The sequence below is a fragment of the Aquabacterium sp. genome (assembly GCF_035476535.1).
Taxonomy (GTDB): Bacteria; Pseudomonadota; Gammaproteobacteria; order Burkholderiales; family Burkholderiaceae_C; genus Pseudaquabacterium.
The window spans coordinates 15,686-37,267 of record NZ_DATILJ010000029.1 but is presented as its reverse complement, the minus strand read 5'-3'; the positions used below and the strand labels follow the sequence as shown (position 1 = coordinate 37,267).

The following is a 21,582-nucleotide window of genomic DNA, read 5'->3' as shown; positions in this document are numbered from 1 at the left end:
GGCCGCAGCGACGTGTTTTCCTGCGGCGTGATGCTCTACCAGTTCCTCACCGGCGAGAAGCCGTTCACCGGCTCGATCACCACGGTGATGCAGAAGGTGCTGCACCAGGATCCGATCCCCGCGACGCAGCTGAACAGCGAGCTGAGCCCGGCCTGGGATGCGGTGCTGCGCCAGGCGCTGGCCAAGAAGCCTGCCGATCGTTACGCCAGTGCCGCTGCGATGGCCGAAGGCATCCGGCTGGCCGCGCTGGAGCCCCCGGCCTACCGCCAGGACGAGAAGACCGTCGTGCTGCCTCGGCGGCCGCAGACGGCAGCGCCGACGCCGGCGCCAGTGCCGGTGCCCCCGCCGGCCCCGGCACCACCGCGCAGCGCGCCCTCCGAAGCACCAACGATGGTGTGGCCGCGGGCTGCACCCGCCACGGCGCCGGCGCCCACAACGGCCCCAGCGCCGCGGCCGCGCCGCGCCTTCACGCCGGCGGCGATGGCTGCCGCCGCGCTGGCCGCCGGCGCCGGCCTCGCCTACCTGTGGTGGCCCCCGGCCGAACGTAAGACCACCGACACGGTCGCCAGCACGGCGGCGTCTCAAGCGACGGCACTGCCCGCATCGGCAACGGCAACGGCAACGGCAACGGCGCAGCCTGCATCGGCAACGCCGCCGCCTGCACCGGCCCCCACGCCAGCGCCGACCCCGCCTTCCGTCAGCACACCCGTGCCCTTGCCTGCCCCGGCGCCACCGCCCGCACCCAAGCCGCCACCCGCCCCCGTCGTGGCCGCTGCACCGGCCCCGCCGCCCGCGATTGCCAAGCCCGCCGCGCCACCGGTGGTCACCAAACCGGCCCCGGCGCCCGTGGCTGCTCCGCCACCGCCCGCACCGGCGCCACCGCCGGATGAGTGGCGCCCGCGCATCGCCAAGCTCGAAGCGCTGCGTGGGCCGGTGACGCTGGCCACCGGACTGACCACCCTGCTGGAGCCCTTCAACGCCGAAGAGCGCGCGCTGGCCATCGAATTCGAAACCCAGTTCAAGCAGCGGCCCGGCCCCAGCGCATTGGTGCTCGGGGTGGCCGACGGCCACTTCCGGGCCCACTGGCAGACCCGCGGGCAGTCGGTCCAACGGGCGATGGAGCAGGCCCGCAGGCGCTGCGTCGAACTGCCGGCCACCGGCTGCAGCGTGGTGTTGGCCAACGGTGAGTTCCAGCGCGAGGGCCTGCTCACGGTCGCCCGCGAACTGGGCAGCCAGCCGCCCGGTGCCGTGCGCGGCCGAATGCTGCGGGCCTTCGAGCGCGCAGTAGGCGATTGGCGGCAGACTGATGCGGCGGCGCTGGCGAAGACGCCGGCGTCGCTACCGGCCTACCCGGCGCCAGCACCGCCGCCAGCGCCCGTGCCGGCACCCGCCCCGGCGCCGGCGCCTGCCGCCCGCAGCAACCCAGAGACCGCCGCCGACACAGCGCGCGCCGAGTGGTCCTATGCGCTGACCCAGATGCGCAGCGAAAGCCCGGGGTCGATCGCCCGCGGCTTCGAACTGCTGCTGCGGATCAACCAGGCCGAGGACGTCGACCGCCTGTCGCGCTTTCAAGCCGCGCTGAAGCGCATGCGCTGGAACAGCGCCGTGGCGATGGGCGAAAAGAACGGCTTCCTGGTCTTCTTCTATACCCACTCCGAACGCCGCGCCGACTGGGCGGCCGAGCGCGCGCTGGCCGATTGCAACCGCGCCGCCACCAGCCCCTGCGCGGTGGTGATGAGCGATGGCAGCTATTCGAACGCCGCGCTGATGACCGTGGGCACGCGCCTGGGCAGCCGCGGCCAGCAGGCGGTGCGCGAAACCTTCATGCGCTATGTGCAGCGCAAGTTACAGGAAGGTCTGGGCTGATGGCACGACAATGCGAGTCCACCCGCACTGGGACGGGACTGCGCCTGTTGCCTTGCGCTGCCCGGGGGAATGGACCACCCCAGCGCAGTTGGCGCATGATCCCGGCCACCTGATCGCAGCCCGCTTTGCCATGACAACTCCCAAACCCGACGACGCCATCCCGAAGGATTTCCTGTCCTTCACCGGCGTGCCGCCGGCCCCTGCGCCCGTGCCGACGCCGCCATCGACGCCAGACGACGAGGTCACGCGGGTGATGATGCCGCCCCCGTCGCTGAAGTCGCCGGCACCGGGGCCCGGTCCGGCCACGGTGCCGGACGACGAGGCCACCCAGGTGATGCTGCCGCAGCCCCTCGCGCTGCCGCCCGGGCTGGCCGAGGGTTTGCCGCCTGGCTCGGTCGCCGCCCGGCCGCCGCTGTCGCTGCCGCCCCGACCCGGCATGCCGTCGCCACAGCCATCGCCGCCGAGTGCCTGGCCGCCGCTGCCGCCGGCGCCCCCCGCATCCGCCGATCCGGTGGATGAAGTGACGCGCGTGGTCGCCGTGCCACCGCATTTCGAACCCAAGCCCAACCCGCTGCTCAGCCCGCGGCACGACAGCCCGTTCGACCCGAGAAGCGGCAAGCGCGTCGACCCGATCTTCGGCCCCGACAACGGCCCCGAGTTGGGGCCGGCCATCGCACCGACCATCGCCGTCACGGCCTACGAGCCGACGATGGTGCTGAAGGCCGGTGCGAGCAAGCCGCGCACGATGACGCAGCCGGACCTGAGCCGCCTGCCCCAGCGCGCGGCCACGCTGCCCGGCAGCACCGCCTCGGCGGCCGACGGCAACATGCAGCAGGTGGGCCGCTACCTGATCCGCGAACGGCTGGGCCGCGGCGGCATGGCCACGGTATTCAAGGCCCATGACCCGACGCTGAACCGCGACGTTGCGATCAAGTTCCTGCATGCCACGCTGTGTGCCGACGACGAATACCGCGCCCGCTTCCTGCGCGAGGCCCGCGCGGCCGGCGGGCTGTCGCATCCGAACATCGTGGTCGTGCACGACGTCGGTGAAATCGACGGCCGGCCCTACATGGCCATGGAGCTGATCGAAGGCACGTCGCTGGCCGACGAGGTCGAGCACCACAAGGCGATGCCGATCCGCGACGTGGTGGTGATGGGCATGCAGCTGGCGCGCGCGCTGGACTACGCGCATGCACGCGGCATCGTGCACCGGGACATCAAGCCCGGCAACATCATGCGGCTCAAGGGCAGCCACACGATCAAGGTCACCGACTTCGGCATCGCCCACATGGACGAGCTCGGCGAGGCCCAGCACACCCGCGTCGGCGACGTGCTGGGCACGCCGCAGTACATGTCGCCCGAGCAGGCCAATGGCGACAAGCTCGACGGCCGCTCCGACCTGTTCTCCACCGGCATCGTGCTGTACCAGATGCTCACCGGCAAGCGGCCCTTCCGCGGCGACACGCTGGTGGCCGTGGCCACCCGCATTGCCACCGAGGACCCGACGCCGATCAACAAGCAGCGCGCCGAAGTGCCGGCCTCGCTGCGCCGGGTGATCGACCGCTGCCTGGCCAAGCAGCCGGCCAACCGCTTCCAGACCGGCCGCGAACTGTCCGACGCGCTGGGCAAGGTGCTCAGCGAGCTGGACGAAGCCGCGCTGGCCAAGAACCGGCCGCGCATCGTGCCCTTGCGTGTGCGCTGGGCGGCGATGATGGCGCTGATCGTCGCGGTGGTGATGGGGCTCACCGCCGCCGTCATCACGCAGCGGCAGTACGCCGCGATGATGAACCAGGTCAGCGACTACGGCGCTTCGCTGGCGCGCTTCATCGCGCAGCAGAACGCCGCCGCGGTGCTGGGCGACGACTGGGCGCAGGTCGAAGTGGCGGTGCAGGAGGTCATGAAGACGCGCAACTTCGAGCGCATCACGGTGATCGATCCGGCCGGCATCGTGCGCGTCTCCAGCCAGGCCCTGCTGGTCGGCCAGCCCTACAAGGCCGAGGGTGGCGAATCGCTGGGCAAGCTGGCAGGCATCGCCGCCACGCGCTACATGGCGCAAGGTGAATCGGTGCTGGGCTTCGAGGCCCCGGTGCTGTTCCAGGACAAGCAGGTCGGCCGCGTCGCGCTGGGCATCCCGGAGCGGCCGCTGACCCAGGTGGCGCGGCTGTCGATCTCGCTGATGGTGGTGCTGGCCGTCGTCACCGTGCTGGCCGTGGCGATTGCGATGTATTTCGTCGCCAACTGGTTCGCCAAGCCGATCCAGCTGGTGGCCGATTCGATGGCTGAAATCGGCAAGGGCCGCTTCGACCACCGCATCAACGAGCAGCGCAAGGACGAATTCGGCCAGCTCTATGCCGCCTTCGACAACATGGCGCAGGCGCTGCAGGACCGCGCCACCGCCGGCATGGACGGGCCGGTGACGCCGTCGCCGGCCGCGCCGCCGACGGTGCTGCCCCGCCGCGGCGGCGGGCCCGACACAGCACGGCACCGGCCGGGCTGAGTGGGATGTACACGGCACCGAACGGGCTAAGCCCGATGCGCACCGCTGCCCGCTGGGCGCCGCTGCTCGCAGTGCGACAGGCGGCGATGGGGGCTGCGCTGGGCGCTGCGCTGCTGTCCGCTTGCGGCACGCCCGCGCCGTCAGCGCCGGCCGCCGCGCCGCCGGCTGCCTCGCCACCGCCCGCCGCCCCCTACGACGGCCCCGAACCCTGGCCGCTGGCCGCCGGCGAGGTGCTCGGCCGCGGCGAGCGCCTGCTGATCTACCTGCCACGCCCAGGGGACCAGCTGCCGGCCATCGCCGCGCGCTTCCTGGGCAGCGCCGACCGGCAATGGCAGATCGCCGAGGCCAACGGGCTGCAGCCGGCCCAGGCCACCGCGCTGCCGGCCGGGCAGCCGCTGGTGGTGCCGCTCATGTCAGGCAATAGCATCGGCGTGCGCGCCGGCGAGTTCCAGACCGTGCCGATCCTGTGTTATCACCGCTTCGGCAACGGCAACAACAAGATGGTGATGTCGCCGTCGAACTTTGCCGCGCAGCTGGACTGGCTGGCCCGCAACAACTACAGCGTGATCCGCCTGGGCAAGCTGGCCGGCTTCCTGGCCGGGCGCGAAGCGCTGCCGGCCCGATCGGTGGTGATCACCATCGACGACGGGTATGAATCGGTGCACCGCCATGCCTTCCCGCTGCTCAAGAAGTACGGCTTCCCGGCCACCTTGTTCGTCTACACCGACTTCATCGGCAGCAACGACGGCCTGAGCTGGTCGCAGTTGCAGGAGATGGCCGGCTCAGGCTTGGTCGACATCCAGGCGCATTCCAAGAGCCACCGCAACCTGGTCGAGCGCAACCCGGGCGAAACCGACGAACGCTACCGCCAGAACATCGAAACCGAGCTGCGGGCGCCGCGTGAACTGCTGGAGCGCCGGCTGGGCCAGGCCAAGGTGCAGGTGCGGCATTTCGCCTACCCCTTCGGCGACGCCAGCGACGTGGTGCTCGACACCATGGCGCGCCAGCACTACCAGCTGGGCGTGACGGTGAACCCGGGCGGCAACGGCTTCTACGCGCAACCCACCATGCTCAGGCGCACGATGATCTTCGGCGACCTGGACCTCGAAGGCTTCAAATCCAAGCTGCAGACCAGCCGCAGCCTCAGCGCTCCATGAACTGCACCATGACGCGCGCTGAGCGCGCCGACGGCGCAGCGGGCTCCTGGCATCGTGCACCGCTGCTCGCCGGCTGCGGCCTGCTGATGATGGTGTTGCTGAGCGGCTGCGCCGGCACACGCCCGGGGCCGGCTGCGCCCACCACTCCCACGGCGGCCGCCGAGCCAATGGCGCCGGCACCGACTGCCGATGCCGCCGTGGCGCAGTTCGAACGCCGCCACCGTGAGCGCGCCGAACAGGCCACGCGCCAGGGCCGGCTGGCCGACGCCGCCCAGGCCTGGGAGGTGCTGGTCACGCTGCGGCCGCAGCGCGCGGACTACCGTGCGGCCCAGGCCGAGGTGCAGCGCCAGATCCAGGCGCAGCTGGCCGAACGCCTGCCCAAGGCGCTGGCCGCCCACAAGCGCAGCGAGTGGGACCTTGCAGCACAGCTGTACCTGGGCGCGCTGGCCCTGAGCCCGGACCACGAAGCGGCAGCCGATGGCCTGCGCGCGGTCGAACGCGAACGCAACAAGCGCAACCATGTCGGCAAGCTGGCCCGCTACACGCTGGCGCGGCGTGCGCCAGGTGAGGCCGAACCGTCGAAGGCTGCCACTGCGGCGGCCACGAAACCCGTGCCAGCCAAGCCGGCGCCCAAGGCCACCGGCGACCGCAACGACGTCGAGCATGCGTCGATGCTGGCCGCGCAGGGGGAGCTGGATGACGCCATCGCACTGCTGCAAGCCCACCTGGCGGTGCAGCGCAACGATGCGGAGGCCAAGCGCCTGCTGGGCGACCTGCAGAACCAGAAGGCCGAGCGGGCGCAGCAAACCTCGGCGCGGGAACAGCCCGGCTCTCCCCCGGCAGCCAAGCCGAACCGGCCGGCACCGTAAGCGGCGCCCGTGCCGGCCGGACCCGCCGGCTCACTTGACCTTGATCAGCTTCTCTTTCAGGTCGATGGCCTTCTGCCGCTCGAGCTGCGCGGTGCGGTTGTCCGGGTCCAACTCCAGCACGGCATCCCAGGAACGGATCGCGCCGTTCAGGTCTTGCTTGGCGAAGGCGCTGCGGGCGGCCCGGGTGTGGCGGTTGACGGCATCCGCCTTGGCCTTCGCGTCCGGCGCGACAGCGGGCGCTTCGGCCGGCGTCGGTGCGGGCACCGGCGCCGGGGTCGGCGCAGGGGCGGGCGCCGGGGCCTGCCCTCGAGGCGGCAGTGGCGTCGGCACTGGGGCCGGCACAGGCGCTGAAGGCGGCGGCGCCTTGCCGGGCACCCGGATGGTCTGGCCGCCGGCCAGCTGGCGCGGCACCTTGATGTCGTTGTAGCGTGCCAGCACGTAGAACAGGTGCACGTCGTTCATGAAGCGCTGCGCGATGCGCGACAGCGATTCGCCCGGCTGCACGCGGTAGCTGAACGATTCCCTGCCCAGCATCGCCATCGGGTCTTCCTTGATCTGGCGCATCAGGCTTTGCGCCAGGCGATGGTTCGGGTCGAACTGCAGCACACGCGTCAGCTCCGCTGCGGCCTGGTCTTCGTTGCCCGCTTCGAGCAACTCGATCGCGGTGCTGACCGCCTTCTGCACCGCAAGCGGCGACATCGGCGCCGCCGGCGGCGGAGGCGGCTCAGGCGTCACCGGGCCGGGTGCCGGCGGGGCCCCGGGAGACTGCGGCGCCGGCCGGCTGGGCGACGGCGCTGATGAACCCGTGCTGCCGGGCGGTTGGGCACACCCGGCAATCAGCCCGACACCGACCATCAACATTGACAGGCGGTGGAGCTTGTGGCGGGATTTCATGGGGAGGTCACCTGATTGTTTGTGGTCGTGGCCCCGGCTGCGGGCCGGCAACCCGGCAGGGCCAACGTCTGACGCCCCGTGCGGCGCCATTTCCCCTGCTGCGGTCGATTATTGACCAGCGCCGCGCGCGGCAACAAGCCGCGCCCGCCGGGCCAATACGCTGAAACCCCAAGTAATGACTTGTTTTTCCGAGGTGACTTTGGTGCATGGTGGCCAAGGCTGCTTGTGGTAACCATGCGTACATGGCCACACTCCAGCGCGCGCCGCGATGACGATCTCTCCCGGCGCCACCACCGCCACCTCGCCCGGCCGCGCGCCGGTGATGCAGATCGTGCAGCAGCATGCCGAAGAGAGCGCGCTGCTGCGCCAGGTACGCTCGGTGCTGGTGCGCGCGCCGCATGTGCGCCTGAACCAGCTGCGCCGGCTGGACGATCGCCTAGCCGCGCATCTGGATGGCTTGGCAGTCGCCGGTCCGGCCGGCACCGCCTGCACCCAGGCCGCGCTGGCACGGCCCGATGCCGGCGAGCTGTTCACCGCTGCCGTGCGCGCCATCGAAGACCGTGACGACGAGGCGCTGGCCCGGCTGCTGGCCGTGGCTGCCGCACTGCCGGCCGCCCGTCGCGGCGTGCTGTCGGCCTTCGGCTGGGTATCGGCGGCGCAGTTGCAAGGCATCGCGCGGGATCTGCTGGGGTCGGCCGAAGCCGCCTGGCGCGACATCGGCATCGCGGCCTGCCGCATGCACCATGCCGATCCGGGTCCGTTGCTGATCGAGGCGCTGCAGGACCCGGATGCCGGCCTGCGCGCCAGTGCGCTGCGCGCCGCCGGTGAGCTCGGCCGGCTGGACCTGCTGCCGGCAGCGCGCGCAGCGATGGTCGACGACGCCCCCGAGGTGGTGTTCTGGGCCGCCTGGGCCGCCTGCCTGCTGGGCGACCGACAGGCCGCCTTGAAGGTGCTGGGTTTTGCCGCCCAGCGTGACGATGACCTCGCGCTGCGCGCGCTGGTGCTGACGCTGGCGGCCAGCGAGTTCGAGGCGGCGCGCGACGTGGTGCGGGCGATCTCGCAAGCCGCGCAGGGCCAGCCCACCGGCAGCCCGCCGCATCGGCGGCTGATCCGCGCGGTCGGCCTGTTGGGCGATGTGCAGTTCGTGCCCTGGCTGATCGAGCTGATGGAACAACCCACCATCGCCCGGCTGGCGGGCGAAGCTTTCTCGATGATCAGCGGCGCCGATCTGGCCCGCCAGGACCTGGAAGGCGCCTCCGGCCCGGTCCTGGACACCGGCCCGAGCGATAACCCGGCCGATGAGCGCGTGGCACTCGACGAGGACGACAGCCTGCCCTGGCCGAATGCTGGCCGGGTGCAGCACTGGTGGTCGCGCAACGGTGGCGGCCTGGTGACGGGGCAGCGCTGCTTCATCGGCCGGCCGGTCAGTGCCGAGTCGGCGCTGCAGGTGCTGCGGGAGGGCCTGCAGCGCCAGCGCCATGTCGCCGCGCTGAGCCTGAGCCTGCTGCGGCCCGGCACCGGCCTGTTTCCGGTGGCGGCACCGGCCCGGCGGCAGCAGCAGGCGCTCGCGGTGGGGTCCGCTGCATGACAATGCACCGTGATTTCCATCCAGCGAGGGTGACTTTCGGTCATTGAAGCGATGCCCACAGCATCCGACGATGGCCTGCCAGCAACGGGCGGTTAGCGCCGCCGGGTAGCCCCCTCCACACCGGCCATGACCATCACCCTGCTCGCGGTGTCGCTCAACGAGCAGCCGCTGTCCCAGCCCATCACCGCCTGCTTCGATGCCAATGGCGGCACGATAGGCCGTGCTGACCACAACACCATGGCCCTGCCCGATCCGGAGCGCCATATTTCGCGCCTGCAGGCCGAGATCGTGGCCACCGGCTCGCGCTACGTCATCAAGAACGTCGGCGCGGCCAACCCCATCGTCATCGGCGGCCGCTCGCTGAGCCAGGGCGAAAGCGCGCCGCTGGCCGACCGCGACCAGGTGCGCATCGGCGGCTACCTGCTGCAGGTGGTGGTCGACGCCGAAGACGACATGCGCGGTGCCGACATCACCCGCGGCCGTGCCGCGGTGGCTGCCGGCAACACCCTGGCCGACTTCCGCCAGGACTTCCGGGCCGACCCGCGGCAGGAGGCCCGCCCGGAACAGCGGCCCGAAGCCTGGCACCGTGAGCCGAACCCGGCGATCAGTCCCGCGCCGCGGACCTCCGCACCGCCGTCGGTGGGCGGGCTGGCCGACTTCGGCACGCCCCTGTCCAGCAGCAATCCGTTTGCCGACCTGATGGGCAGCCCGGCCCCGCCGGCGCCCGCGCCTGCCGGCAGGCGCGCCGGCGCGCCCACCGGCAACACCTTTGCCGATCTGATGCCAGCGCCGGCCGGCGTGCGTGCCGGATCGTCCGCGCTGGGCGGAGGGCCGGCGGGCGGCAACGCCGGCGCCGCACGCCTGCCGGATGACTTCGACCCCTTCGCCGCGCCGCCACCGCCGCGCGCGCCCAGCGTGCCGGCGCCAACCCCCGGCGGCGGCCTGTTCGAAGGCCTGATCCCCAGCGCCGCGCCGTCCTCGATCGACGACGCCTTCGGCCTCAAGCCCGCCGCCGGCCGCGACCCGCTGGCGGATTTCATGGCCGGCCTGCCGGCCGGTGGCCCCGGCGCCCCGGCCGCTGCAGCGGGCCCGCCCGGCGTGCCGACCGACCCGTTGGCGCTGTTCGGCGGCACCGACCGGCCGCCGCCCGGGCCAGCGCATTCGGCACACGACCACACGCCCGACCTGATGGCCGGCTTCGTGCCACCGCGCGTCATGAGCCCACCTCCGGCGCCGCTGCGGCCGCCGGCCACGTCATCGATGGTGCCGCCGGCCGTGCACAACCCGGTGCTGCCGACGCGCTTCGACTGGCAGGTCACTGCAGTACCGCCCACCCGCCCGCCCATGGTGAGCCCGCTGCCGCCCGAACTGCTGCCCAGCGCCTTGCGGGAGTCCGCCCCCCCTGCTGGTCAGACTTCCGGCCAGAGCGACATCGACCTGGAGTTCAGCACCACCTCCGGCATGCGCAAGCCCACGCCCGGCGCCGTGTACAACGCCGCGCCGGCAGCGCCCGTGGCGCCTGCGCCGGCCCGTGCCGCGCCGCCGCAGGCAGTACCGCGCGCCGCTGCGTCCGCCACCGCACCAGATGCGCTGTGGGCCTCGTTCTGCCAGGGCGCCGGCATCGACCCCACGCTCGCCGCCGGCCTGGACGAGGCGATGATGCATGACATCGGCGCACTGCTGCGCAGCGCCGTCGACGGCACGCTGCAACTGATGTCGGTGCGCGCGACGACCAAGCATGAGTTGCGCGCCGCGGTGACGATCATCCAGCAGCGCGGCAACAACCCGCTGAAGTTCTCGCCGGACGCCACCACCGGCCTGGAACAGCTGCTGCGCCCGACGATGCGCGGCTTCCTCTCGGGCCCGGCGGCGATGACCGATGCGATGCACGACCTGGTCGGCCATGCCATCGGCACCGTGGCCGGCATGCGCGCGGCGCTGGACGGCATGCTCGAGCGCTTCGCGCCGGGCCAGCTGGAATCCAAGCTGGTCGGCCAGTCGCTGCTCGACAGCATGCTGCCGATGAACCGCAAGGCCAAGCTCTGGACGCTGTACCTGCAGCACTTCGAATCGATCCGCGAGGAAGCGCAGGAAGACTTCCACAGCCTGTTCGGCAAAGCCTTCCTGGCGGCCTACGACCAGCAGCTCGAACGCCTGAAACAAGGCGGCGACTCGGGCTGAACGCCCGGGCCAGCCCGCAGAGTGCGACCGAGGGGGGCGCCAGCGTGTTCAACATCCACATCGCCAGCCGCAGCGAACAAGGTGCCCGGCAAGGCAACGAAGACGACCTGCGGCACGGACTGTCCAGCGTCGGCTGGTACGCCGTGGTCGCCGACGGCGCCGGCGGCCACCGCCGCGGCGACGAAGCCGCGCATCGTGCGGTGTCCTGCATCGAAGCGCTGCTCAGCGACGACACCCTCAGCTTCACGCCCGCCAACCTGACCTATGCCGTGCGCTCGGCCCATGCCGAGGTGCAAGGTCACCAGGATTCGCAGAAGCTCGATGCGCGCATGCACTGCACCGTGGTCGTGCTGTGGATCGAGCCGCTCGCCAACTACGCGCTATGGACGCATGTGGGCGACTCGCGGCTGTACCGCGTGCGCCAGGGCATTTCCGAACTGATGACGGTGGACGACAGCGTCGTACAGCGCATGGTGCGCGCCGGGCTGATCTCCGCCGAGCAGGCCAGCACCCATCCGCAGAAGAACCAACTGCTGTCCGCGCTGGGCATCGAGGGCGACGTGCATCCGCACACCGTCGTGCGCCCGGTGGAGTTGCGGGACGGCGACGCCTTTCTGCTGTGCACCGACGGCTGGTGGGAGCCGCTGGACGGCGTGAGCCTGGCCGCGACGATGGCCGCGTCGCAAAACCCCACCGAATGGCTGGACCGCATGCAGCGCCACATCGAACACCGCGCCAACCCCAAGCAGGACAACTTCAGCGCGGTGGCGGTGTGGATCGGCGACCCGTCCGAAGTCACGCAGTGCGGGCCCGACGATACCGTGCCCCGAATGTAGTAGTTGACCCCTGGCCGCCTGGCGGCCGCCCCCAAGGGGGCTACCCAGCCCGACCGGTCACCACTGGCCGGCCAGCATGTCGCTGAAACTGGCGGGCTCTGGCAGCCCGCGCGCGAGGCTGAAATTGCCTTCACGCGATGCATCGCTCATCGGCCACCAGAAGCTGCTGCCGTTCATGCGGCCATGCAGTTCGCTGACGGCCAGGCCATGCAGCAATTGGCCCAGCGTGGCGCCGCGGGCCACGGCGAAGCGTTCATGGCCTGGCGCCGGGCGCTGCTGCGGCACCATCAAGGGACCGGCGCTCGGCCACGGTGGCGCTTCGGCCAGCGCGTCCTCGAAACTGTCCAGCGTCGACGGTTCACCCAGCGTGTGCATCGCGGCCTGCGCCACATGCGTCCACCACAGCTCCAGGTGGTCGAAGCCGATGCGGTCGATCGGCGGCCGCTCACGGCGCTGCGCAACGATCAAGGGATAGTAGCGGCCGACGTTGTCGCAACTCGGCATCAGCACGCCGAACCACCAGTTGGCGTCGACCACACCGGGTGACCAGGCAAAGCGCCACACTGGCGCATTGAGGTACACCTCCAGCCAGCGCGCGCCCAACTGCTGCGCACTGATGGCGATCGACTGCGACAGCCAGTCGTCGCACACCTTCACCCATTCCGGCGCCAGCCGGCGGTTGGCGAAGTCGCCCAGCGACGACAGCTTGCCGTACCAGCCGGGAGGATCTCGTGCATCGTTGGCCACGGCGTCAATGCCCTCCCAGGCGTTGTCTTGCTGTCACAGGCCGTTCGGGCAGGCGAACTGCCGCAGGTCCGGCAGGCGGAACGGATTGCGCACGCTGCTGGTGGTCACATCGAAGATCGTCTTGCGGCCATCCAGGTCGAAGGTGGCGCGGAACTTCTCCGGCGCGGTGCCCGGCGTGATGTTGACGCGCTCGAACAGCCGCAGCAGGGCCCAGGGCCCGTCGTTGACCAGGCCTGTCGGGCCCGAGGGCGTGACCATCACCCGCACCTGGCCGGAGCCGCGTGGACCCGGCCATTGCACCGTGCTCGGAATCTGCGGCCCGTGCGAATAACGCACGATCTGCCCGTCCGCATCGAGCACGAACTGGCTTAAGGCCGGATCCATCTCCACCGGCTTGAACTCCAGCCGCAGCGACATCGCCGGTGCGCCGGGCGGGAAGAAGGTTTCGCGGATCGCCGCGGCGCGCTGGAATTGCGGCAGGGTGCCGACATCGGTGCCCAGCGGCGTGCCCTCCACCGCGCGGAAGCTCCACGGCCGCGTGCTGGTGTCGATGTAGGGCGCGAGCTTCTGCGTGATCTGGTCGAACTTGCCGCCGGGGCCGAACAGCGCGGCGAAATCGGCCTGCGTGACATCGCGCGCCGAATTCGGATCGAAGGGGTAGCGCCCGGCCACGGCCTGCTGGCAGAACTCGCCGATCGACGATCGCACATCACGCGACAAGGTGTCGCGCAGCTGGATCTTCTCGACCTTCGCGCTGGAGCTGCCCAGGCTGTCGAGCAGGGAGCGCACCGGCTCGGGCGAGTTCGCGGCCTCGGCCTTCAGCTGCGTCGGCAGCGGTGAGGGTTGCGGGGCAGAGCCCCCTTTCAGCGCCACCTCCACGCCGGTCAGCACCACCTGCAACTCGCCCAGCCGTGCGACCACGCCGTCGATCGGCGCCTTGCCGCCTTCAGGTGCCGTCACCAGCCGGCGCAGGCCGACGAAGCGGTCGTCGACGATGCTCTCGATGCGCGCTTCCGGTGCGCCGGTGGTCTGTGGTCGCACCCCGATCTTGCCGAGGATCTGCTGCTGGATTTTGTTGCTGGTGGTGGCGGCGATCGAATCGAGCGAACCGGCCCCCACCAGCAGCGTGGTCTCGCGCGAGATGGCCTTGAGCAGCGGCACCAGCGGGGTGTCGGGCGCGGCCAGGATGCGCGTGGTCTGCACCGATTGCGCAATGCTGGTCATCGGCACCAGCCGCACATCGGCGATGAAAGCTTCCCAGGTGGCCGCGTACTCGTTGAGGTAGATGCGGCGCACGTCGTCGACCAACTTGTCGTTGAGCACCGCGCCCGGGTTCTTGACCGGCGGATTCTTGATGGCCAGCACCCACTCCTGTTCCTGGTCGAGCTGGCGCGCAACATCCCCCACCACCGCCTGGAAGCCCTTGTGGTAGCCGTTGTAGCTGAACAGCCCCGGCACGCCCTTGGTCAACGGCTGGCCGCTGACCCGCGTGAAGACCAGCGGCGCATTGCCGCCGCCGGCGCGGGCCACGCTGAATTCGGGGAAGTCGGTGCCCAGCCCGCGCTGGCGCAAGCGGTTGTAGACGCGCTGCGGCAACGAAACGCTGGCCAGCTGCAGCCGCGTGCTGTCGATCAGCGCCTTGTCCTGGGCCAGTGGCGACACGGCTGCGCCTTGGGCCAGCAGCGCGTCGAGGTGCACGCTGAGCTGTTCGCGTTGCTCAACCGTCAGCTCGCGGCCGATGCGGCCATCCCAGTCCGATTCGACATGCGCCTTCAGGGCCGCCGCGTCGAAGTGGTCCGGGTCGTACATCATCAGGTAGGCCTTCAGCGCCTCGTACAGCGACTCCTGCTGGCTGCCGCTGCGCAACTGCTCTTCGACGCGGATCGCCAGCCGCGGCAGCATCGCGTCGAGCAGCATGCGGTCGTAGGCCGCGCGGGCCGCGCTGTCGAGCTTCTTGCCCTGGTACAGGCCGAAGCCGAAGGACCAGGGCACATCGGCATCGACGCCGCTGCCACCGGCCGCAGCCAGCCCGCGGGTGGACTCCAGCGCGGCGACGATCGGGATCAGGTTCGACGACGCGCGGTTCGGCGTTTCCTGCACCTGCCGGCGCACGCCATCGACACTGGCCGACACCGCTTCGACATAGCGCTTGTTGTTGCCGTAGCTCACCGCCCAGGCGGTGATCGATCCCAGCGCGACCAGGCCGATGCTGGCATAGCCGGCGATCACCAGCGCGCTGCGCTTGCGTTCCCAGCTGATGTTGGTGCCGGCCAGGCCATGCTCGGCGAACACCACTTCGGTGAGCAGGCGCGACAGGAAGTAGCTGCGGCCACTGGCCTGCTGCGGCGCCAGCACCGCTTTCTCCAGCTGGTACTGGCGCGCGATCGAGCCCAGCATGCGGTCGATCGGCGTGCCTTCCTGCGTGCCGCTGACGAAGTACACACCACGCAGCAACGGCTGGGCTTCGTAGGGCGATGGCGAGAAAACCTGTTCGACGAACTCCTGCAGCGCCGCACGCAGGTTGGCGAACTGCACCGGGAAACCGTAGATGCGTGCGCGCCGCGCGGCATCGGGCTCGGACTGCAGGCGGTCGATCAGGCCATCGGTCACGCGCTGCAGCAGCGCCTCGAACTCCGGCGCCATCTCGGCCATCGGCGACTGCTTTGGCAGGCCGGACTTGTCGAGCTGGAAGGTGAAGCCCCAGGGTTCGGCACGCTGGGCCTTGTCCAGCGTCGCGAAGGTGTCCATGAAGCCGGCCATCAGGTCGCACTTGGTGACCAGCAGGTAGATCGGGAAGCGGATGTTCAGCCGCTCGTGCAACTCCTGCATGCGCTGGCGCACGGTGGCGGCATGCTGCGCCCGTTCGGCCGCGCTCTTGGCGATCAGATCGGAAATCGACACCGTCACCAGCACACCATTGAGCGGCTGGCGCGGCCGCGAGCGCTTGAGCATGCCGAGGAAGCCGCTCCAGGTGGCGCTGTCGTTGGCCTGGTCGCTGTCCTGCGTGACGAAGCGGCCGGCGGTGTCGATCAGCACCGCCTGGTCGGTGAACCACCAGTCGCAGTTGCGCGTGCCGCCGACACCGCGCACCGCATGGTCGCCCACTTTGTCCGCTAGCGGGAACTGCAGGCCGGAGTTGCGCAACGCGGTGGTCTTGCCCGAACCCGGTGCGCCGATGATCATGTACCAGGGCAGCTCGTACAAGTAGCGCCCGGACAGGCGTGCAGCGAAGCCGCCGCCGCCTTCCTTGCCGCCGCCGAAACGCGCCTTGCGCAGCGTGCCCATGGCCTGCTCGAAGCGCTGGCGCACGGCCGCCATGTCGGCACTTTCCTGCGCCGTCTTCGCTTCGCCCGAGGGTGCGGCCAGCAACTGGTTGACGACCTGCTCATTGCCGCGCCGCGCGCGCCAGATGCGCCACACCGCGAGCAGCACGAACAGCAGCACCAGCACGCCGATCGTGAGCCAGCGCGAGCGCTCGGTGTCCAGCGGCACGAACTGGCCGACGGAGACCAGCGGGCCGACGAACCAGATGATCAGGCACAGCGCAAACAGCAGTACCGCACCGAGGGTCCAGCGGTTGAAGATCCAGCCCAGCAGCTTTTTCATCGCGTGGCTCCACTGGCCCGGGCCGGCGCCGTCGTGCTGGGTGTGGCGCTGACGGCGGGGTTCGTGGGCCGCGGCGCCAGGGCGTCGCTGCGGGTGGTCAATAGCGTGACTTCGACGCGGCGGTTCAACGCGCGGTTGGCCGGCGTGTCGTTGCCGGCGATCGGCTCGCCATCGGCGCGGCCTTCGGCCTTGATGCGGTCGGCCTGCACGCCGCGCGCCACCAGCAGGTCACGCACCGAGCGCGCCCGCTCTTCGGACAGATGCCAGTTGGACGGGAAGCGCACCGTGCGCAGCGGTTGGTTGTCGGTGTGGCCCGTGACCAGCACCGCACCGCTGACCTTGGCCAGCGCTTCGGCAATGCGCGCCATCAGCACTTCACGCTCGGGTACCAGCGTCGCGCTGCCGGAGGCGAACAAACCATCACCACGCACAGTAACGACGCTGCGGTCGACCTCGTCGCGCACCGCCACCAGCCCGGCCTTGATGTCCGACTGCAGGAATTGCGCAAGCCGCGGCACCGGCGCCGGTTGCGCCACCGCCACCACCGGCGGTGCCAGGCGCAGGCCCTGGATCTGGCCATAGACCGGATCGGTCACGCCGCTCAGGCGGTAGACGAACGCGGTGTAGATCGCCAGCAGGATCAGCAGCGTCAGCGCGGCGGTCACTGCCAGCGGCAGCCAGCTCAGTGCGCGGCGGCGCTGCATCGGCTGGCCTTGCCAGTGCTGGGCCAAGGCGGTGGGATACGGCCCGCGCTGCTGGCGCAGGATCTGCGCGAGCTTGTCGCGCACCGCTTCGAGCTGCGCACGGCCGTTGTCGATGACGCGGTAGCGGCCTTCGAAGCCGAGTGCGATGGCCGCGTAGATCAGCTCCAGCAGGTCGCGGTTGGCATCGGGCTTTTCGGCCAGGCGGGCCATCAGTTGGAAGACTTTTTCGCCGCCGAAGGCTTCGTTGTGGAAGCTGGCCAGCAGGCTGTTGCGCCCCCACACACCGGAGCCGCCCCAGGGCGTGTCGGCGGCGGCTTCGTCGAGCATCGTGCACAGCACGTAGCGCGCCGCCATCACGCGCTCCGGCGGGATGCTGCGCTGCTGCGCCGTAGCCTCGAAATCGCGGATGCCCTGGGCCAGCGCGGCGCGCAGCGCGGCCGGATCGGCCACCTGGCGCGTGCGCCGCAGTTGCGGCACCAGCACCAGCAGCTTGTTGGCCACCGCCACCAGCGAGTTCAGCCCATGCTCCGCGCTGACCGCCTCGACGCCCGCGGCATCGCTGACCATCGCGCCGGTGTCGGGCCCGCGCGGACCGGCCCAGCCGCCGGGGTTCGGTTTGATGAAGGTGCGCTGGCCGTCAAGCTGCGCAAACGGATCGTTGATCGAGGACGGATCCATCGCAATGTGTGTGACGCGCTAGGCCGGCTTCACGCCTGGCGAATGGCCCACAGCTCCAGTTCGAGACCAGGGAAATCACCGGCAACGTGCAAGGCGAGGTTGCCGGTGCGTTCGAGCTGCTTCCAGAGATCGCCCTGGCGCTCGAGTTCGAAGTAGTGGTAGCCGGCATGGAAGGGCAGCTGGCGTGGTGCCACCGGCAGGCTGTTCAGCGTGACGCCGGGCAGTTGCAGGTTGACCAGGTCGCGCAGCTTTTCCACCGGCCCCAGCTTGGACTGCGCCGGGAAGCGCTGCCGCAGCTGCTCGGCCGGCACTTGCGCGTGCACCGCCAGCACGAAGCCCGCGCTGCGCAGCAGTTCGGCATCGGCGATCACCGCCGTGCGCACGCCGTGGCTGCGATCGGTCAGCTCGATCTGCACTGCGTGGCGCTGCAGTTCGGTCGACAGCAACTGGCGCAGGTGGTCGATCACCGGGCTGAAGACATGCTGCAGGTCGTCGTGCTTGTAGACCGGGTAGTCGGGCGGATGGCGGCGCGCGTCGTAGAAGGTGGACAGATCGCCGCCCAGCTGAATGCAGCCGAGGTAGAAGTCCCAGGGGTGCACGCTGGGCGCGCCGGCGAACTGGCGGAACAAGGGCTCGGCACGGTTCACCGCCTGCAATGCCATGAAGTCGGCGACTTCGGAGGTGCCATGGCTCAGCTGCCCCTGGCGCGAGGCCAGCGCATGCGAACGCTGCTGCACCAGGCCGTGCAGCAGCGAGGCCAGTGCGGAGAGCTGGCCGCTGGCGTCGATGCGGGTCTGCGGCGACAGGTAGCCGCGGTCCAACACCAGTTGGCCATCGCTGCGGCGCTCAATCACCCGGGCGACGCCCAGCAGCGCATAACCTTCGTTGGCGTCGCGGCTGCGCAGCAGGCGCAGAGTCACCGCGCCGGTCTGGATCGGCTCCGGGTCGTCGGTGGCGTTGGTGTAGTCCCGCAGCTCGGCATCGACCGCGCGCAGCCGGCACATGTCGTCGCCATGGCCGTCGCCGAAGTCGACCTCGGTGACACCGGCGCGCGACAGCGGCGCGGCCAGATAGACCAGCTCGCCCTTCAGGTCATCCGGTACGTCGAAGGGCACCGGCGCCGCATCGATGTCCGGGAAAGAGAACGGCGTGCCGTCCGGCAGCACGCCGCTGGCGCGCACCACGCCGACGTGGCCCAGCGCGAGTTGGGCTTCGTCGAGCACCAGCTCCGAGAAGCCCCAGGCATACGGATTCGCGGCGCGCCCGCGGGTGTCCACCAGGTGTTCGACAAAGCGAGATTCCTGCTGGAAATGGTGCGGCTGCAGGAACATGCCCTGCGACCAGATGACCCGATTGCGCCAGCTCATGCGATTGCAGCCTGCCGCATCACTGCGCCTTCATGTCGGCCGACAGCGCCACGTCGCCGGCGCGGATCGTCAAGGTCTGCGCCTTGCCGGTTTGCACCGGCACGACGACGCGCCAGGTGGCCTTTTCGAGATTGCGATAGGCGCCGATGACGCCGATGAACTTGGTGTCCGGTCCGACCGTCTTCTTGATCGGCTTGCTTTCGCCAGGCTGCAGCATCATCTCTTCGCGGGCCACCAGATCGGCACCCAGCGTGGCCTGGTCGTTCTGGTACAGCGCCATGAAGTCGGCATTGCCGAAGGCGGCGGCCGTCTTCAGTTCGTAGACACGCACTTGCAGCGGCGCGGGCCGCTGGTTGACGTTGGGGTTCAGCTGGGCCGAGCCCTGGATCGATCCATTCACCGTCGTGACCACCGGCTTGGGCGGGCTGGAGCAGGCGCCCAGCGTCAAGGCAATCGCCAGGCCCGCGAGGGTGGAGGCGACGCGCCAGCGGGCGCCGAAACAAGCCGGATGCGCACGGTCATCACCCGCTTGCCCGCTCTGGTTGCGGGCATGCCCCGCGACAACGTGGAAGTTCACCGTGCACTCCTGTCAGCCTGGGCAAGAATAATCAGCCCCTGACTGGGACAGGCGTGACTTAGGTAATCCGAAGCGCGAAGAAGGTGCCGAGAGTCACAGGCCGGCCTGGTCCAGCGTGCGCCGGAAGCGGCCGGCACCCTGGAATCCGATCACCCGGGCATCGCTGATCTCGCGGCCCTGGGCATCGAAGAACAGCGTTCCCGGCGGCCCGAACAGCTTGAAGCGGCGCAGCAGCGCCCGGTCGGCTTCGGTGTTGTCTGTGACGTCGGCCTTCAGCAGCAAGACCTTGTCCAGCCGCGCCGCCACTTCGGCATGGCGGAAGGTGAAGCGCTCCATCTCCTTGCACGACACGCACCAGTCGGCATAGAAGTCCAGCATCACCGGGCGCTGGGCCGAGGCCAGCGCGGCGTCCAGCTCGGCCACGCTGCGCACGCGCGTGAAGCGCAAGGCTGCGCGCGCTTGCGCGTCGCCTTCGCCCAGGTGCGCCAGCGGCATCAGCGCATCGCGGCCACCGGTGGCCGCACCGACGATCTGCACCGTGCCCATCAGCAGCGCAGCCAGACCCAGCGCGCGCCGGCCCCAGGCGCGCAAGGCGTGGCGGTGTCCGGCGCCGGGCTTGAACGGCTTCAGCATCAGGCCCACCAGCAGCAGCAGCACGCCCCACAGCGCCAGCACCACACCGGCCGGCAGCACCGGCTGCGCCAGCCAGATCGCCAGGCCCAGCATCAAGGCGCCAAACAGGCGCTTGACGGCTTGCATCCACGGCCCGGCACGCGGCAGCCAGGTTCCGGAGGACACGCCCATCACCAGCAGCGGCACGCTCATGCCGGCGGCCATCGCGAACAGCGCACCACCGCCCAGCACCAGGTCGCGGCTCTGGCTGATGAACAGCAGCGCACCCGCCAGCGGCGCGGTGACGCAGGGGCTGACGATCAGCGCCGACACCCCGCCCATCATGAACACGCCGGCCAGTTGCCCGGCGGGCAGGCGGTTGCATTGCGTCGACACTTTGGAAGTGAAGCGCGCCGGCAGGCGCAGCTCGTAGACATCGAACATCGACAGCGAGAACAGCACCAGCAGCAACGCGAACGCACCGATGGCCCAGGGTGTCTGCAACGCAGCGGCAAAGCCCTCACCGGCCAGCCCGGCCGCCACACCCAGCGCGGTGTAGACCAGCGCCATGCCCAGCGAGTAGCTCGAAGCCAGTGCCAAGCCCCGCAGGCGGGAGGGTCGCTCTTGCGTGCCAACGATGATCGACGACAGGATCGGCAGCATCGGCAGCACGCAAGGCGTCAGCGACAACATCACGCCGACGGCAAGAAAGACGCCGACCACGGTCCAGAAACGGCCACCCTGCAGCGCCTCGTCCACGATCGAGCCATCCCGCCAGGCGGCGAAGCCGCGCGGTGCCGCGCTGGGCGCCGGGCCGGTTGCGGCCTGGGTCGCGACGGGTGTGGCGGCAGCGCCGGACGGATCCAGGCGGGCCTGCTGGACCTGCGGCGGATAACACAGGCCCGCATCGGCGCAGCCCTGGGAAGTAACCCGCAAAGTGAAGGGCCCGTTCACGGCGACCAACGGCAGGGCGATGCGCAACTCACCGCGCAAGGTCTCGACGTTCTTCTGGAAGTTCTCGTCGAACTTGATCTTGCCCGCGGGAATCTTGGGCTCGCCGGGTGCCGCGCCATCGACGGCAAAGGCCAGGCGCTCTCGGTAAAGGTAGTAGCCCGGCGCAATGGCGAAGCTGACTTCAACCTCACGTTCGCTGGCCATGCGGGCCGAAAACTTGAACGCCTTCTCCGGCTCAAGAAAGTCTTCCGCCGCACGCGCCAGCGAGGCCCACGTCAAGCACAGCCCGGCCAACACCACCAGCGCCATGCGCATCAACGCCACAGGCGTGGCGACACGGAAGATGCGCGCGCTGGAGAGGGTGCAGACCGTCATGACGTGATTCTGAGCCTCGGCAAGGGTTCCGGCAGCCCAGGCCGGCCCTGACGTGACAAGGGCCAGCATCGCGG

At 70.4% G+C, this 21,582-nt stretch carries 13 protein-coding genes and 1 pseudogene; 7 read left to right on the top strand and 7 right to left on the bottom strand.

The window, feature by feature from the left end; translation table 11 throughout:
• From VLK61_RS03620 to VLK61_RS03605, 4 genes and pseudogenes are all read left to right on the top strand, one after another.
• Positions 1-1,866 (top strand): annotated as a pseudogene (locus VLK61_RS03620) (hypothetical protein); the annotation flags it as partial.
• Between the two features lie 130 nt (positions 1,867-1,996).
• Positions 1,997-4,363 carry a protein kinase domain-containing protein gene (locus tag VLK61_RS03615; protein WP_325418398.1) on the top strand — a complete coding sequence of 789 codons (2,367 nt, stop codon included), beginning with the start codon at positions 1,997-1,999 and terminating at the stop codon, positions 4,361-4,363.
• A gap of 35 nt (positions 4,364-4,398) precedes the next feature.
• Positions 4,399-5,520, top strand: coding sequence for a polysaccharide deacetylase family protein (locus VLK61_RS03610; protein WP_325418396.1), 1,122 nt, complete (start codon positions 4,399-4,401; stop codon positions 5,518-5,520).
• An 8-nt stretch (positions 5,521-5,528) separates the two neighbouring features.
• Positions 5,529-6,389, top strand: a complete 861-nt coding sequence (locus tag VLK61_RS03605) for a hypothetical protein (protein ID WP_325418394.1) — start codon at positions 5,529-5,531, stop codon at positions 6,387-6,389.
• A 30-nt stretch (positions 6,390-6,419) separates the two neighbouring features.
• Here the strand turns inward: VLK61_RS03605 and VLK61_RS03600 are convergent, their stop codons facing one another.
• Positions 6,420-7,088, bottom strand: a complete 669-nt coding sequence (locus tag VLK61_RS03600; protein ID WP_325418392.1) for a LysM peptidoglycan-binding domain-containing protein — start codon at positions 7,086-7,088, stop codon at positions 6,420-6,422.
• Between the two features lie 463 nt (positions 7,089-7,551).
• Here VLK61_RS03600 and VLK61_RS03595 point away from each other — a divergent pair, with 463 nt between their 5' ends.
• The 3 genes from VLK61_RS03595 (at position 7,552) to VLK61_RS03585 (ending at position 11,888) form a co-directional block, all read left to right on the top strand.
• Positions 7,552-8,871, top strand: coding sequence for a TIGR02270 family protein (locus tag VLK61_RS03595; protein ID WP_325418390.1), 1,320 nt, complete (start codon positions 7,552-7,554; stop codon positions 8,869-8,871).
• Positions 8,872-8,997: 126 nt separating this feature from the next.
• Positions 8,998-11,052, top strand: a complete 2,055-nt coding sequence (gene tagH / locus VLK61_RS03590; protein WP_325418388.1) for a type VI secretion system-associated FHA domain protein TagH — start codon at positions 8,998-9,000, stop codon at positions 11,050-11,052.
• Positions 11,053-11,096: 44 nt separating this feature from the next.
• Complete coding sequence (locus tag VLK61_RS03585) at positions 11,097-11,888, top strand: PP2C family protein-serine/threonine phosphatase (protein ID WP_325418386.1); 792 nt, start codon at positions 11,097-11,099, stop codon at positions 11,886-11,888.
• Between the two features lie 57 nt (positions 11,889-11,945).
• Here VLK61_RS03585 and tagF read toward each other — a convergent pair whose 3' ends face one another.
• The 6 genes from tagF to dsbD all read right to left on the bottom strand — a co-directional run bounded on the left by tagF (position 11,946) and on the right by dsbD (position 21,508).
• Entirely contained in the window at positions 11,946-12,635 is a 690-nt protein-coding gene (gene tagF / locus VLK61_RS03580) for a type VI secretion system-associated protein TagF (RefSeq protein WP_325418384.1), read from the bottom strand.
• A 33-nt stretch (positions 12,636-12,668) separates the two neighbouring features.
• Positions 12,669-16,241: a type VI secretion system membrane subunit TssM gene (gene tssM, locus VLK61_RS03575; protein ID WP_325418382.1), complete on the bottom strand. Its 3,573-nt coding sequence runs from the start codon at positions 16,239-16,241 to the stop codon at positions 12,669-12,671.
• Positions 16,238-17,623, bottom strand: a complete 1,386-nt coding sequence (locus VLK61_RS03570) for a DotU family type VI secretion system protein (protein WP_325418380.1) — start codon at positions 17,621-17,623, stop codon at positions 16,238-16,240. Before VLK61_RS03570 ends, tssM begins: the two co-directional genes overlap by 4 nt.
• Before the next feature lie 29 nt (positions 17,624-17,652).
• Entirely contained in the window at positions 17,653-18,990 is a 1,338-nt protein-coding gene (gene tssK, locus VLK61_RS03565) for a type VI secretion system baseplate subunit TssK (RefSeq protein ID WP_325418378.1), read from the bottom strand.
• Positions 18,991-19,009: 19 nt separating this feature from the next.
• Complete coding sequence (gene tssJ / locus VLK61_RS03560; protein WP_325418376.1) at positions 19,010-19,567, bottom strand: type VI secretion system lipoprotein TssJ; 558 nt, start codon at positions 19,565-19,567, stop codon at positions 19,010-19,012.
• Between the two features lie 93 nt (positions 19,568-19,660).
• Positions 19,661-21,508: a protein-disulfide reductase DsbD gene (gene dsbD, locus VLK61_RS03555; RefSeq protein WP_325418375.1), complete on the bottom strand. Its 1,848-nt coding sequence runs from the start codon at positions 21,506-21,508 to the stop codon at positions 19,661-19,663.
• Between the last annotated feature and the right edge of the window lie 74 nt (positions 21,509-21,582).

What these genes read in the sequence shown, in the direction of transcription:
- tssM (WP_325418382.1), bottom strand. Translation starts at nt 16,241, where the DNA reads ATGAAAAAGCTGCTGGGCTGGATCTTCAACCGCTGGACCCTCGGTGCG.
- VLK61_RS03615 (WP_325418398.1), top strand. Translation starts at nt 1,997, where the DNA reads ATGACAACTCCCAAACCCGACGACGCCATCCCGAAGGATTTCCTGTCC.
- VLK61_RS03605 (WP_325418394.1), top strand. Translation starts at nt 5,529, where the DNA reads ATGACGCGCGCTGAGCGCGCCGACGGCGCAGCGGGCTCCTGGCATCGT.
- tssK (WP_325418378.1), bottom strand. Translation starts at nt 18,990, where the DNA reads ATGAGCTGGCGCAATCGGGTCATCTGGTCGCAGGGCATGTTCCTGCAG.
- dsbD (WP_325418375.1), bottom strand. Translation starts at nt 21,508, where the DNA reads ATGACGGTCTGCACCCTCTCCAGCGCGCGCATCTTCCGTGTCGCCACG.
- VLK61_RS03610 (WP_325418396.1), top strand. Translation starts at nt 4,399, where the DNA reads ATGCGCACCGCTGCCCGCTGGGCGCCGCTGCTCGCAGTGCGACAGGCG.
- VLK61_RS03600 (WP_325418392.1), bottom strand. Translation starts at nt 7,088, where the DNA reads ATGTCGCCGCTTGCGGTGCAGAAGGCGGTCAGCACCGCGATCGAGTTG.
- VLK61_RS03595 (WP_325418390.1), top strand. Translation starts at nt 7,552, where the DNA reads ATGACGATCTCTCCCGGCGCCACCACCGCCACCTCGCCCGGCCGCGCG.
- tagH (WP_325418388.1), top strand. Translation starts at nt 8,998, where the DNA reads ATGACCATCACCCTGCTCGCGGTGTCGCTCAACGAGCAGCCGCTGTCC.
- VLK61_RS03570 (WP_325418380.1), bottom strand. Translation starts at nt 17,623, where the DNA reads ATGGATCCGTCCTCGATCAACGATCCGTTTGCGCAGCTTGACGGCCAG.